Source organism: Synechococcus sp. BO 8801, assembly GCF_002252675.1.
Taxonomy (GTDB): Bacteria; Cyanobacteriota; Cyanobacteriia; order PCC-6307; family Cyanobiaceae; genus Cyanobium.
This window is the reverse complement of record NZ_NQKY01000037.1, coordinates 1-12,165: the sequence shown is the minus strand read 5'-3', so window position 1 is coordinate 12,165 and position 12,165 is coordinate 1. Positions and strand designations below refer to the sequence as shown.

14 protein-coding genes are annotated in these 12,165 nt (G+C 69.9%); 13 read left to right on the top strand and 1 reads right to left on the bottom strand.

Annotated elements, in window-relative coordinates:
• The 8 genes from CJZ86_RS16195 to rplL all read left to right on the top strand — a co-directional run.
• Positions 1 to 2,294: ATP-dependent Clp protease ATP-binding subunit (locus CJZ86_RS16195; RefSeq protein WP_233134060.1), on the top strand; the 2,294-nt coding region annotated here is incomplete at its 5' end.
• Between the two features lie 49 nt (positions 2,295 to 2,343).
• Complete coding sequence (gene secE, locus CJZ86_RS16190) at positions 2,344 to 2,637, top strand: preprotein translocase subunit SecE (RefSeq protein ID WP_233134059.1); 294 nt, start codon at positions 2,344 to 2,346, stop codon at positions 2,635 to 2,637.
• Entirely contained in the window at positions 2,637 to 3,347 is a 711-nt protein-coding gene (gene nusG, locus CJZ86_RS16185) for a transcription termination/antitermination protein NusG (RefSeq protein WP_094587447.1), read from the top strand. Before secE ends, nusG begins: the two co-directional genes overlap by 1 nt.
• Positions 3,348 to 3,532: 185 nt before the next feature.
• Entirely contained in the window at positions 3,533 to 3,958 is a 426-nt protein-coding gene (gene rplK, locus CJZ86_RS16180; RefSeq protein WP_094587446.1) for a 50S ribosomal protein L11, read from the top strand.
• Positions 3,959 to 4,047: 89 nt separating this feature from the next.
• On the top strand, positions 4,048 to 4,755 hold the full coding sequence (gene rplA / locus CJZ86_RS16175; RefSeq protein WP_094587445.1) for a 50S ribosomal protein L1: 708 nt from the start codon (positions 4,048 to 4,050) through the stop codon (positions 4,753 to 4,755).
• 9 nt (positions 4,756 to 4,764) lie between these two features.
• A complete protein-coding gene (locus CJZ86_RS16170) occupies positions 4,765 to 5,409 on the top strand; it encodes a GDSL-type esterase/lipase family protein (protein ID WP_094587444.1) in 645 nt (214 codons plus the stop codon).
• 259 nt (positions 5,410 to 5,668) lie between these two features.
• Positions 5,669 to 6,196 carry a 50S ribosomal protein L10 gene (rplJ, locus tag CJZ86_RS16165; RefSeq protein ID WP_094587443.1) on the top strand — a complete coding sequence of 176 codons (528 nt, stop codon included), beginning with the start codon at positions 5,669 to 5,671 and terminating at the stop codon, positions 6,194 to 6,196.
• Between the two features lie 61 nt (positions 6,197 to 6,257).
• Positions 6,258 to 6,644: a 50S ribosomal protein L7/L12 gene (gene rplL, locus CJZ86_RS16160; protein ID WP_094587442.1), complete on the top strand. Its 387-nt coding sequence runs from the start codon at positions 6,258 to 6,260 to the stop codon at positions 6,642 to 6,644.
• Positions 6,645 to 6,940: 296 nt separating this feature from the next.
• Here rplL and CJZ86_RS16155 read toward each other — a convergent pair whose 3' ends face one another.
• A complete protein-coding gene (locus CJZ86_RS16155; RefSeq protein ID WP_094587441.1) occupies positions 6,941 to 7,696 on the bottom strand; it encodes a DUF3747 domain-containing protein in 756 nt (251 codons plus the stop codon).
• Positions 7,697 to 7,769: 73 nt separating this feature from the next.
• On the opposite strand from CJZ86_RS16155, the gene CJZ86_RS16150 reads away from it, so the two are divergent.
• From CJZ86_RS16150 to CJZ86_RS17045, 5 genes are all read left to right on the top strand, one after another.
• Positions 7,770 to 8,522, top strand: coding sequence for a ribonuclease H family protein (locus CJZ86_RS16150; protein ID WP_094587440.1), 753 nt, complete (start codon positions 7,770 to 7,772; stop codon positions 8,520 to 8,522).
• Positions 8,523 to 8,534: 12 nt separating this feature from the next.
• Entirely contained in the window at positions 8,535 to 9,722 is a 1,188-nt protein-coding gene (locus CJZ86_RS16145) for a quinone-dependent dihydroorotate dehydrogenase (RefSeq protein WP_094587439.1), read from the top strand.
• 57 nt (positions 9,723 to 9,779) lie between these two features.
• Positions 9,780 to 10,658, top strand: a complete 879-nt coding sequence (locus CJZ86_RS16140; RefSeq protein WP_094587438.1) for a type IV pilus biogenesis protein PilM — start codon at positions 9,780 to 9,782, stop codon at positions 10,656 to 10,658.
• The gene (locus tag CJZ86_RS16135; RefSeq protein WP_094587437.1) at positions 10,655 to 11,383 is read left to right on the top strand and encodes a PilN domain-containing protein; all 729 of its coding nucleotides are present in this window, start codon (positions 10,655 to 10,657) and stop codon (positions 11,381 to 11,383) included. The genes CJZ86_RS16140 and CJZ86_RS16135 overlap by 4 nt, the downstream gene beginning before the upstream one ends.
• The coding region (locus CJZ86_RS17045) for a hypothetical protein (RefSeq protein WP_158219583.1) at positions 11,380 to 12,165 on the top strand (786 nt) is incomplete at its 3' end. The genes CJZ86_RS16135 and CJZ86_RS17045, both read left to right, overlap by 4 nt.

Genomic DNA, 12,165 nt, shown 5'->3' with positions numbered 1-12,165 from the left:
CGGCGCCCGCTCCCCCCGCCCCCGTGCGGCCCCCGTCGGGGCCGGAGCCCGCCATGACCCTGCAGCGGGAGGGGGAGGCCGAACCCGGCGCCCTCGACCGCTACGGCCGCGACCTCACCGCCGCCGCCCGGGCCGGCGAACTCGATCCGGTGGTGGGGCGCGACACCGAGATCCGCCGGCTGATCCAGGTGCTCTCCCGGCGCAGCAAGAACAATCCGGTGCTGATCGGTGAGCCCGGCGTCGGCAAGACGGCCGTCGCCGAATCCCTGGCCCAGCGGATCGTGGCCGGCGAGGTGCCCGATGCCCTGCGGGGCCTGCGGCTGGTGGCCCTGGACCTGGGGGCCCTGATCGCCGGGGCCAAGTTCCGCGGCCAGTTCGAGGAACGCCTGCGCAGCGTCCTGGCCGAGGTCCGCGACAACGACGGGGTGCGCGGCGACGACGGGGAAGGCGGCCGGGCCGGTGGGGTGGTGCTGTTCATCGACGAACTGCACACGGTGGTGGGCAGCGACCGCTCCGGCGCCGACGCGGCCAGCATCCTCAAGCCGGTGCTGGCCCGCGGCGACCTGCGCTGCATCGGCGCCACCACCCCCGAGGACTACCGGCGCAGCATCGAGAAGGATCCCGCCCTGGAGCGTCGTTTCCAGCAGGTGGTGATCCGCGAGCCCGATGGCCCCACCTGCCTCGAGATCCTGCGGGGGCTGAAGGAGCGCTACGAGCTCCACCATGGCGTCACCATCACCGATGGCGCCCTGGTGGCGGCCTCCCGGCTGGCCTCCCGCTACATCAGCGACCGCTGCCTGCCGGACTCGGCCATCGACCTGATCGATGAGGCCGCCGCCAACCTGCGCATGGAGGCCACCTCCAAGCCCCAGGTGGTGGAGGCGGCCGAGGCGGAACTGCGACGGGTGGAACTGGCGCTGCTGGCCGCCGAGGCGGCTCCCCTGGAGGAGCGCGTGCAGCTGCAGGAGCAGCGGCGCCTCGCCCACGAACAGCTCGATCGCCTGCAGCGACGCTGGGCGGGGGAGCGGGAGCGCCTGGCCGAGCTGCGCGAGCTGCTGCAGCAGGACGAGGACCTGCGCCATGCCATCGCCGAGGCCGAGCGGGACGGGGACCTGGAGGAGGCGGCCCGGCTCCAGTACGACCAGCTGCACGGGGTGCAGCAGCGCCGGGCGGCCCTGGAGGCGGAACTGCAGAGCGATCCGATGCTGCGGGAGCAGGTGGAGGAGGGGGACATCGCCGACGTGGTGGCCCGCTCCACCGGCATCCCCATCCAGCAGCTGCTGGCCGGCGAACGCCAGAAGCTGCTGGAGCTGGAGCACCGGCTCGGCGAGCGGGTGATCGGTCAGCCCGAGGCGGTGGCGGCGGTGGCGGCGTCGATCCGCCGCTCCCGCGCCGGCATGCAGGCCCCCACCCGGCCGGTGGGGTCATTTCTGTTCCTGGGGCCCACGGGGGTGGGCAAGACGGAACTGGCCAAAGCCCTGGCCGCGGCCCTCTTCGATGAGGAGGAGGCCCTGGTGCGGCTCGACATGAGCGAATTCATGGAGCGCAACGCCGTCGCCCGCCTGGTGGGGGCCCCCCCCGGCTACGTGGGCTATGAGGAGGGCGGCCAGCTCACCGAGGCCGTGCGCCGCCGGCCCTACGCGGTGCTGCTGCTCGATGAGGTGGAGAAGGCCCACCCCGATGTCTTCAACCTGCTGCTGCAGGTGCTCGACGACGGCCGCCTCACCGATTCCCAGGGCCGCACGGTCGACTTCCGCCACACCGTGGTGATCATGACCAGCAACCTGGCCAGCCGCGCCATCCTGGAGCGGGCCCGCTCCACCCCGCCTTCGGGCGAGCCGGGGGATGCCCGCCCGGACGAGGGGGAGCAGGCCCGGGACCGGAGCCTCGATCTGGCGGTGGAGGAGGCCCTCGCCCGCCAGTTCCGGCCGGAGTTTCTCAACCGCATCGACGAGGTGATCCGTTTCCGTCCCCTCGCCCGGGCCGATCTCGAGCGGATCGTGCGGCTGCAGTTGGCGGAGCTGGCCCTGCTGCTGCGGGAGCAGCATCTGGAGCTGGAGGTCGACGAGGCCGTCGTGGTGGCCCTGGCGGCCCAGGGCTACGAGCCGGAGTACGGGGCCCGGCCCCTGCGCCGGGTGCTGCGGCGTCGCATCGAGAACCCCCTGGCCACCGAGCTGCTCGAGGATCACTTCACGGCGGCCAGGGGGGTGCGGCTGGAGCTCGCCGGCCCCGGCGAGGCGGGCTTCCGCTTCGTCCCGCTCGGGGACGCCGGGGAAGGACGTCCGGTAGGGTGATCGTTTGTCGATGTCTGCCGACACCAGGGCAGCCATCGGAATCCACACCGTGGAACCCATTCCCCCCGTCACCACCACCACGAGCAGTCCCGACGGGCCCCTGGCCCGGGGGAACGGCGCGTCCGAACCCGACGACGGTCCGGACGGCTTCCCCTCCGAGGAGAGGGAGCCCACCGGGTTCGTGGCGGTCACCCTCGCCGAGCTGCGCAAGGTCGTCTGGCCGAGCCGTCAGCAGCTGTTCAGCGAGTCGGTGGCGGTGATCCTGATGGTGAGCCTTTCGGCCGCGGCGATCGCCGCGATCGACCGCTTCTATCACTGGGGATCGACCCAGATCTTCCGTTGATGACCCTTCCCCTGTCTGCCGTGCCTGAGATCGAACCCGACGCCCCCGAGGTGCTGGAGCTCCCCGCCGAGGGCATCGACCCCGCTGTGGAGGGGATGGACCCCGCCGGAGAGGGCGGTGCCGAGGCGGCCGAAGCCGCCAAGCCCCAGGTGGCCCGCTGGTTCGCCGTCCAGGTGGCTTCCAGCTGCGAGAAGAAGGTCAAGGCCACCCTGGAGCAGCGGGCCGTCACCCTGGGGGTGAGCAACCGGATCCTCGAGATCGAGATCCCCCAGACCCCCGGCGTGAAGCTGAAGAAGGACGGCAGCCGCCAGTCGATCGAGGAGAAGGTGTTCCCCGGCTACGTGCTGGTGCGCATGGTTCTCGATGAGGACACGATGATGGCGGTGCGCAGCACCCCCAACGTCATCAACTTCGTGGGGCAGGAGGAGCGCCGGGCCACCGGCAAGGCCCGCGGCCACATCCGGCCCCGGCCCCTCAGCCGCCAGGAGGTCGACCGCATCTTCAAACGTGCCGCCGAGAAGAAGCCCGTCCTCAAGGTCGACCTCACCGAAGGCGATCAGATCCTCGTCACGGCCGGTCCGTTCAAGGACTTCCAGGGCGAGGTGATCGAGGTCTCCGGCGAACGCAGCAAGCTGAAGGCCCTCCTGTCGATCTTCGGCAGGGAGACCCCGGTGGAGCTCGAGTTCTCCCAGATCAGCAAACAGAGCTGATCGAGCGGCGGCCGCCTCCCTGCGGAGGGCGGCCCCGGGTGGCCCCCTCGAGGGCCGCCATCCCGCCGGGCCGGCCAACGCCCCGGCGATCCGCAAGCCTCCCGCGAGGGAGTTCCGTCCCTCACTCCCGCAAGGGAGTTTCGTCCCGCACTCCCGCAAGGGAGTTTCGTCCCCCAGCCCAGCCGATGGCCAAGAAAGTCGTAGCTGTGATCAAGCTGGCCCTCCAGGCCGGCAAAGCGAACCCCGCACCACCGGTGGGCCCTGCCCTCGGTCAGCACGGGGTCAACATCATGGCGTTCTGTAAGGAGTACAACGCCCGCACCCAGGAGAAGGCCGGGTACGTGATCCCGGTGGAGATCTCGGTCTTTGAAGACCGCAGCTTCACCTTCATCACCAAGACCCCGCCCGCTTCGGTGCTGATCTCCAAGGCGGCCGGCATCGACAAGGGTGCCGCCACCTCCGCCAAGGGAGCCGTGGGTGCCATCAGCCGCGCCCAGCTCGAGGAGATCGCCAAGACCAAGCTGCCCGACCTCAACTGCAGCAGCGTCGAGTCGGCCATGCGCATCATCGAAGGCACCGCCCGCAACATGGGCGTCGCCGTCAAGGACTGACGGCCACCGGTCGTCGTTCCACCCCGTCCACCTCTCCGCTTCACCTCTCTGGGGGAGACCGATCACGGTCGTCCGCACCCCTTACCGCCATGACAAAAGTCTCCAAACGCTTCACCGCCCTCGCCGCCAAGGTCGAGGACCGCTCCTACGAACCGCTCGAGGCCCTCGAGCTGGTCAAGGACACCGCCACCGCCAAGTTCGACGAAACCATCGAAGCCCACGTGCGCCTGGGCATCGACCCCAAGTACACCGACCAGCAGCTGCGCACCACCGTGGCCCTGCCCCACGGCACCGGCCAGACCATCCGCATCGCCGTGATCGCCCGGGGCGAGAAGGTGGCCGAGGCCAAAGCCGCCGGTGCCGACCTGGCCGGCGACGATGAGCTGGTCGACCAGATCGCCGGTGGCGCGATCGACTTCGATCTGCTGATCGCCACCCCCGACATGATGCCGAAGGTGGCCAAACTCGGCCGGGTGCTCGGTCCCCGCGGCCTGATGCCGAACCCCAAGGCCGGCACCGTCACCACCGATCTGGGCGGCGCCATCAGCGAGTTCAAGGCCGGCAAGCTGGAGTTCCGGGCCGACCGGGCCGGCATCGTCCACGTGCGTTTCGGCAAGGCCAGCTTCGACACCGCCAAGCTGCTGGAGAACCTCAAGGCCCTGCAGGAAACCATCGACCGCAACAAGCCCAGCGGTGCCAAGGGCCGCTACTGGCGCAGCCTGTACGTCGCCTCCACCATGGGCCCCTCGGTGCAGGTCGACTTCTCCGCTCTCCAGGACATCAAGCAGGAGAGCTGAGCGCCCGCCGTGCCTGCCTCGTCATGGGTGCGGATCGCTGGCTGGGTGGCGGTGCCGCTCACGCTGCTGGCTCTGGGGTGGGGCCTGCTTTCCAGGTCCCCGTCCTCCTCCATGGCGTCGCCGGCACCGGCTCCCCGCCGCGACGCTCCGGTCACCTTCGTCGGCGATTCGCTCACGGCCCAGGGCGACTGGCAGGCGGCCTTCCCCGATCGTGTGGTCTTCAACCAGGGCATCAGCGGTGACACCAGCTTCCAGCTGATGGCCCGCCTGCCGCAGATCCGCCGGACCGACGCCGGCACCTACCTGGTGATGGTGGGCATCAACGACATCGTCTGGGGCTACGACCCCGGCCGGATCGCCGGCCGCATCCAGTGGCTGCGGACCGGCCTCCAGATCGGCACCGGGGCCCGGGTGATCATCCAGTCCACGATTCCCTGCGCCAGCTTCCGCTGCGGTGCCGACGGGGTCCGCCGGGTGGCCGAGCTCAATGAGCTGCTCGCCCGCCAGACGCCTCCCCGGGACTTCGTCGATCTGACCCCGGTGATGGCGGATGGCGATGGCCTCAGGCGTGCCTACACGGTGGATGGCGTGCATCTCAACGCCGCCGGTTATGCCCGCTGGGTGGCACGGCTGCGGGAGCTGGGCCTGCCGTGATGTAGGTTTAAGAGCTGGATTCGTCCAGAAGGGCACGCGCCCCACCCAAGACAGCAGGTCGTCAGGGTCACCGATTCCGGTCGGTTGTTCACTGCCGTAAGTCCTGCCGAGGTTCACGCGATTGGTTTTTGCCTGTGCTGGGGTCTCCAACGGAGTCCTTCAGATCGGAGCGGAGCAATGAGCGGCCTCGAAGCCCCCCGCAAGGGATGGCTGTCCGGACCGCGTTCCCTGCTTGTTCCCCCGATCCGATCCACCTCCTATGGGCCGCACGCTGGAGAACAAGCAACAGATCGTCGAAGAGCTCAAGGGGCTCCTCGGTGAAGCCGAAATGGCGCTGGTCCTTGATTACAAGGGCCTGACCATCAAGGAGATGACTGATCTGCGGACCCGTCTGCAGGCCAGCAGCGGTGTGTGCAAGGTGACCAAAAACACCTTGATGCGCCGTGCCATCGATGGTGACAGCGCCTGGTCGGATCTCGATTCCCTGCTCACCGGCACCAACGCCTTCGTCCTGGTCAAGGGCGATGTCGGCGGTGCGGTGAAGGCCCTGCAGTCCTTCCAGAAGGACAGCAAGAAGTCGGAAGTGAAGGGAGGCCTTTTCGAAGGCAAGCTCCTTTCCCCAGACGACATCAAGGCCATCGGGGATCTGCCCTCCAAGGAGGTGCTCATGGCCCAGATCGCCGGTGCGATCAATGGCCTGGCCACCAAGCTGGCTGTGGGCATCAACGAGGTTCCGTCCGGTCTCGCCAGGGCGCTCAAGCAGCACGCCGAATCCGGCGAAGGTTGAGTTCGCAGCCGCGAACCCCTGGGCTCCACCGATCCTCCCGTTCTGTTGCTGATTCCCCCCCATGTCCGCTACAACCGACCAGATTCTCGAACAACTGAAAACCCTCTCCTTGCTTGAGGCTTCCGAGCTCGTCAAGCAGATCGAAGAGGCCTTCGGCGTGTCCGCCGCCGCTTCCGCCGGCGTCGTCATGGCCGCCGCCGCCCCCGGCGCTGCCGCTGAGGCGGTTGAGGAGCAGACCGAATTCGACGTCATCCTCGATGGCTTCGATCCGGCCGCCAAGATCAAGGTGCTCAAGGCCGTCCGCGAGGCCACCGGCCTCGGTCTGGGCGAAGCCAAGGCCCTGGTCGAAGCCGCTCCCAAGGCCGTCAAGGAAGGCATCTCCAAGGGCGATGCCGAAGCTCTCAAGAAGAGCATCGAAGAAGTGGGTGGCAAGGTCTCCATCAAGTGACCTGCCGATGCCGGGCCTGCGGGCCCGGCAACCCACCTTCGTTTCCAGCCGGCCCATCGGGCCGGCTTTTTTCATGGTCTGTCCATCAGGGCCCATTCATAAAAAAGAGCCCCGCCGAAGGCAGGGCTCTGGAGATGGAACGATTCCGGGAGTCTGTCCTCGTTTCGACCCTGGAAGAGCGTCCTTCACTCCTCACGAGATCAGATTAAGCGGCTGGAATGGGAGGTGGCGGCTGGGAGGTCCGGAGTTTCAACTGGCCACAGCCCACAGCCCACAGCCCGGACCTGGCCAGGGGCTCAGAGCCCTTCGCCGCTGCTGCTGCTGCCGCCGCTGTAGGGGATCACCTGGAGGGCGACGGCCCGGCGGGAGTCGCCCAGCGCCATGGTGTCCTCCCCCTGGCCTGCGGCCGGATCTGTGGCGGACAGGGCTGGAGGTTGGGTCCGGCCGGGGCCGAGGGGGCGGCGCCAGGTGGGGGCGCCGCCGCCGTTGGCGATCAGCTGATCCAGAGGGGTGGGGCTGGCGAAGTAGAGGTGGCTCAGGGCCCGTTCCCCGTAGGTGCGCCGCTTCAGATCCCAGCCCTGCTCGAGCCTGAGGGCCACGAAACCGTCGCGATCCCGCAGGGGGATGTCGGCCCTGCCCACCACGAGGATGGCCGAGGTGCCCGGGGAAATGGCCTGGAGCTCCAGGCGGGATCCCACCTGCTGCACCCGCAGCCGGTAGGCGGTGCCCATGTCCTGCTCGGCGACCCGCAGGGAATAGCCGTTGCTGTCGAGGTAGCGGTTGCAGATGCCGGTGTAGTCGAACCGGTTCAGGGTGGGATCCACCAGGCCGTCCGGGCGGGCCTGCCAGCAGGCGGGCTGGGGGGTCAGCTGTTCCAGCACCAGCAGGGTCCAGTCGTTGTCGCCCACCGGGCGGGCCAGCACCGCGAAGCGTTCGGCGTCGACGTCGGTGCTCTGGAAGAGGCCGGCGGCCATGGCCAGCCGGGGCTGGACCATCGGCAGGCCGGCTCCAGCCAGGGCCAGGCCCGCCAGGGCCAGGTAGGTTCGCTGCATGGGAACACCTCCAGGGCCCGGGCGTTCTCCGGGAGAGAGTGTCCCATTCAAGCGATCCTGTCAAGACGTCTCCATGGGTGATCGACCGGTGCGGGTAGTGGCTGCCGCCTGTGACGGGGCCTGCAGCGGTAACCCGGGTCCGGGGGGCTGGGGCGCCCTGCTGCGCTTCGAAGACGGCTCCCGTCGGGAGCTGGGGGGGGCGGACGCGGCCACCACCAACAACCGGATGGAGCTCACCGCCGCCCTGGCGGTGCTGGAGGCCCTGCGGGAGCTGCCGCGCCATCCCGATCTGGTGCTGCGCACCGACAGCCGTTATCTGATCGACGGTTTCGAGAAGTGGATGACCGGCTGGAAGCGCAAGGGATGGCGCACCGCCTCCGGCGGGGCCGTGCTCAACCGTGATCTCTGGGAGCGGCTGGATGCCGCCAGGCTGCCGGGGCTGGCCCTGCGCCACGTGCGCGGCCACAGCGGGGACCCGGACAACGACCGCTGCGATGCGATCGCGGTGGCCTTCTCCCGCGGCCAGTCCCCGGCCCTGGCGATCGAAACCCAGGAGGTGGCCGATCCCCCAGCGGTGGCCGACCCCCTCGATCCGGCCCCGCCGTCGCTCCAGCAGTTGCTCTCCCGCCTGGAGCTGGCCGACCGGCTGGCGGCGGGCGGCTACAGCCTGAGGGCCGTGGAGCTCGCCAGGCTGCTCGAGGTGCCCACGGCCCGTCTTGAGGGGAAAGTGGAGCCCTGGCTCTGGCGCGACTGGCTCGTGCGACCCCTGGGCAACGGGTGCTGGCGTCTGGAGCGCGGCGCGGGAGGATTGGACACGCCGCAGTGAGAGGAGACAGGCATGCCGCAGGAGCCATCGACCAGCGGCGGCCAGGTGGGGACCGGCGCCCTCTATGCCCGGTTCGTCGAGCCCCTGCTGCGCCGTGATGACGGTGCCGATGCCGAGCAGCTGAGCCGCCTCACCCTCCTGGCCCTGGGCCAGGCGTCCCTGCGCCGCCGCTGGCCCCTGGTGAGCGGCAGCCTGGAGGGCCTCGGGGCGGAGCTGCAGCGGCGGGACCCCCGGCTGGAGCAGACCCTGTTCGGTTGTCGCTTCACCAATCCGGTGGGGCTGGCGGCGGGCTTCGACAAGAACGGGGTGGCGGCCGCCATCTGGCACCGGTTCGGCTTCGGTTTCGCCGAACTGGGCACCATCACCTGGCAGCCCCAGCAGGGCAATCCCCGGCCCCGGCTGTTCCGGCTGGCCGAGGAACGGGCGGCGCTCAACCGCATGGGCTTCAACAACGACGGGGCCAGGGGCGTGCGCCGGACCCTGGAACGCCAGCTCCTGCCACCCCCCGGGCAACGGCCTGCGGTGCTCGGCATCAACCTCGGCAAATCGAAGGCGGTGTCGCTGGAGATGGCCCCGGACGATTACGCGGCCTCCCTGGAGCTCCTGGCCCCCCTGGCGGACTACGCCGTCGTCAACGTCAGCTCGCCCAACACCCCGGGGCTGCGGGACCTGCAGGAGGAGGCCCAGCTCCGGCGGCTGGTGGAGCGGCTGCGGCGCCTGCCGGCCTGTCCGCCCCTGCTGGTCAAGATCGCCCCCGACCTGGAGGACGACGCCATCGACACCATCGCCCGGCTGGCCTACGAGGAGGGGCTCGCTGGTGTGATCGCCGTGAACACCTCGGTGCACCGCCTCGGACTGGACGGACGCCGGCTGGTGGCCACGGGCCGCACCCTGGCCGAGGAAGCCGGAGGGCTGAGCGGCCGGCCCCTGCGGCGGCGGGCGGTCGAGGTGCTGCGGCGGCTGCGGGCGACCGCCGGTCCCGCTCTGCCGCTGATCGGTGTGGGGGGCATCGATTCGGCGGAGGCCGCCTGGGAGCGGATCAGCGCCGGAGCGTCCCTGATCCAGATCTATACGGGTTGGATCTACGAAGGTCCCGCACTTGTGCCCTCGATTCTGGAGGGATTGTCCCGCCAGCTCGACGGCCATGGATGCCGGACGCTTTCGGAAGTTGTAGGTTCGGGGATGCCTTGGCGCCCGTGATTCGGTAACTTTCGCAGGCACCGGATCGGAGCCTTGGTTTTTTCTGGCCTGATCGGCTTGAAGGATGATCTGGAAGATCGTCTGAGGCCCGTCCGCGCTCAGCTCTTCCCACGCCAGTTGCTGCTGGAGCTTCAGGACGATTCCCTGAAGGGCCAGGTGCTCAGGGGATCGGGTCCGGAGGCCGTGAGCATCGATCTGCCCCTGCCGCCCCTCACCTGCCTGGATGGCCAGCCCCTGGAGAAGGAGCCCCTCGGTGACCTGATCGGCGATCTTCTGGTGCGTGACGGCCTGCTCGATGCCGTCGTTCTGGCGTCCCTTCCCGAGGGGGCGGCGCAATGGCGTGTCATCGACTGGCCCTTCGAAGCCATCCCCGACGACCCCATTCAGGCCCTGCGGACCATCGACCCGCCCCTGAATCTCGCGGTTCCCCTGTCGGAGGCCACGATCGATCTGCGGCCCCTGGCAGGATCCACCCCCCGGCTGCTGATGGCGGTGGCTCCCCGAAAGCTGGTGGACGACTGGATCGATGTCTTCAACCTGGCGGGTGTGCAGCTCGAGCGGCTGGCTCCGGCCCAGTCCTGTCGTCTGGCGGCGGTCAGCTCCCTGCTGGAGGCGGCTCCGGCGGATGAACTGACCGTGCTGATCCATCCGCTGCCGGCCGGCGCCCAGCTGCTGCTGCTGCATCGGACCGAGCCGGTCTTCGACTGGCCGCTCCCCCAGGACGACGAGGCCATGGTGAGGGAGGTGAACCGCTGCGTGACCTTCTACCGTCGGCGGGATCCCTCCATCCATCGGCTCCGGCTGTTGCTCAGCGCGCCTCTCCCCAGCCAGGACAGCCTGCAGGACGCCCTGGGCGTGAGGGCCGAGATCCTCACCCCTGAGCCCTTCGGGTCCCTGGTACTCCAGGGGCTGGCGATGGCGGAGTCGGTCCGATGAGTCCACCGATCCTCGATCTGCTTCGGGAGAGGCGCAAGGAGCTTGGCCAGGAGAGCATGGTCTCGGCCCTGCAGGATCGACGCCCCCTGCTGCTGCGCGGTGCCCTGATCGGGGCGATTGTCCTGGGCGGGTCCGTCCTGGCCACCGCCCTGGTGTTCCTCCGCTTCCAGTACGTCCGGATGCAGACCGCCCAGCTCACCCGGTTCGAAGCCGAGTCCACCCAGATGCAGGCGGAGATGGCGGCCAGCCGGGCCAAGCTCGAGCAGCTCGCGGCCACCAACCGCAACCTGACCGAGGGCCTCACCACCCTGCGCACCTCGTCGGCCCTCCTGGCCGACCTGCAGCTGCGCACCCCCGAGGGCATCCAGATCCAGAGCGCCGAGGCCGAAGGCACCAACCTGGTGCTCAAGGGACAGGCCCTCGACCCCCTCGCCTTCGCCCGCATCAATGCCCTGCAGCTGGAACTGTCCCGCTCCCCGCTGCTGAACCCCAAGGGTGTCGCGCTCGTCAAGCTGGAGCGGGTTCCGCCCAGCGAAGCGCCGACCGGCCAGGCCGGAACCGCCGCCCCCACTCCCACTCCCACCCCCGCGACGGTCCGCTTCGAACTGTCGGGCCCGTTTGCGACCCTTCCCCCCGCCCGCCAGCTGAGCGTCATGCGCCAGCTGGGCTCGGAGGGCATGGTGCGCCGGCTGCAACTTCTCCAGGCGGAGGGCCTCATACCATGACCAACCTTCAGCAGGGCTCCAAGCGCCTCCCGGTCGCCAGCCTGCGCCTGATCTGGCTGCTGCTGCCTGCGGGCGTGTTGGGCGGGCTCGGGCTGCTGGTGATCCTGGCGGGCCTGGTGCCCCTCTGGGCCGGCCTGCAGCGGGACAGCCAGCGCCTCCAGGAGCTGGAGCAGCTGCGGGACCAGGTGACGCTGATGCGTGGGCAGCTGGTGGCCACCCAGGAGAGCACCGAGGCCGCCATGGCCAGCAAGGCCAAGATCGAGCGGCTGATCACGGGCAACGGCGACCTGTCCACCTTCCTGGCGATGCTCGACCGCGAGGCCGCCGCTTCGGGCGTGGAGCTGACCCTGTTCGAACCCACCCAGGCCGCCCCCGCCGCCGGCACCCCGCCCGGGGCCGCCCCTGCGGCCCCCGCCGCTCCACCCGCCGGGGCGGCTCCGCCCGCTGGGGGTGCTGCACCGGCTCCGGGTGCCGCCCCGGCTGACCCCCTGGCTCTGCAGGGGCTCACCCTGCGCAACCTGCTGGTTTCGGCCAAGGGGACCTTCCCAGCCCAGCTGTCCTTTCTGCGGCGGCTGGAGGCCCTCAACGTGCTGGTGGTCCAGAGCGACCTCAGCCTCACGATCCCCGAAACGGAGCCCTCCGATCTGAACCGGCCCAGGGTCATCGCCAACCCTCCGGTGCTGATGAAGCTCACCCTGGGTCTGTACAGCCGCACCCCGGCCCCTGTCGCCGCCCCTGCCGCAGCGGCCCCCGCGGGGGCAGCCCCGGCCCCGGCGGCGGCA

What these genes read in the sequence shown, in the direction of transcription:
- rplK (WP_094587446.1), top strand. Translation starts at nt 3,533, where the DNA reads ATGGCCAAGAAAGTCGTAGCTGTGATCAAGCTGGCCCTCCAGGCCGGC.
- CJZ86_RS16135 (WP_094587437.1), top strand. Translation starts at nt 10,655, where the DNA reads ATGAGTCCACCGATCCTCGATCTGCTTCGGGAGAGGCGCAAGGAGCTT.
- CJZ86_RS16145 (WP_094587439.1), top strand. Translation starts at nt 8,535, where the DNA reads ATGCCGCAGGAGCCATCGACCAGCGGCGGCCAGGTGGGGACCGGCGCC.
- CJZ86_RS16150 (WP_094587440.1), top strand. Translation starts at nt 7,770, where the DNA reads ATGGGTGATCGACCGGTGCGGGTAGTGGCTGCCGCCTGTGACGGGGCC.
- rplA (WP_094587445.1), top strand. Translation starts at nt 4,048, where the DNA reads ATGACAAAAGTCTCCAAACGCTTCACCGCCCTCGCCGCCAAGGTCGAG.
- nusG (WP_094587447.1), top strand. Translation starts at nt 2,637, where the DNA reads ATGACCCTTCCCCTGTCTGCCGTGCCTGAGATCGAACCCGACGCCCCC.
- rplJ (WP_094587443.1), top strand. Translation starts at nt 5,669, where the DNA reads ATGGGCCGCACGCTGGAGAACAAGCAACAGATCGTCGAAGAGCTCAAG.
- rplL (WP_094587442.1), top strand. Translation starts at nt 6,258, where the DNA reads ATGTCCGCTACAACCGACCAGATTCTCGAACAACTGAAAACCCTCTCC.
- CJZ86_RS16155 (WP_094587441.1), bottom strand. Translation starts at nt 7,696, where the DNA reads ATGCAGCGAACCTACCTGGCCCTGGCGGGCCTGGCCCTGGCTGGAGCC.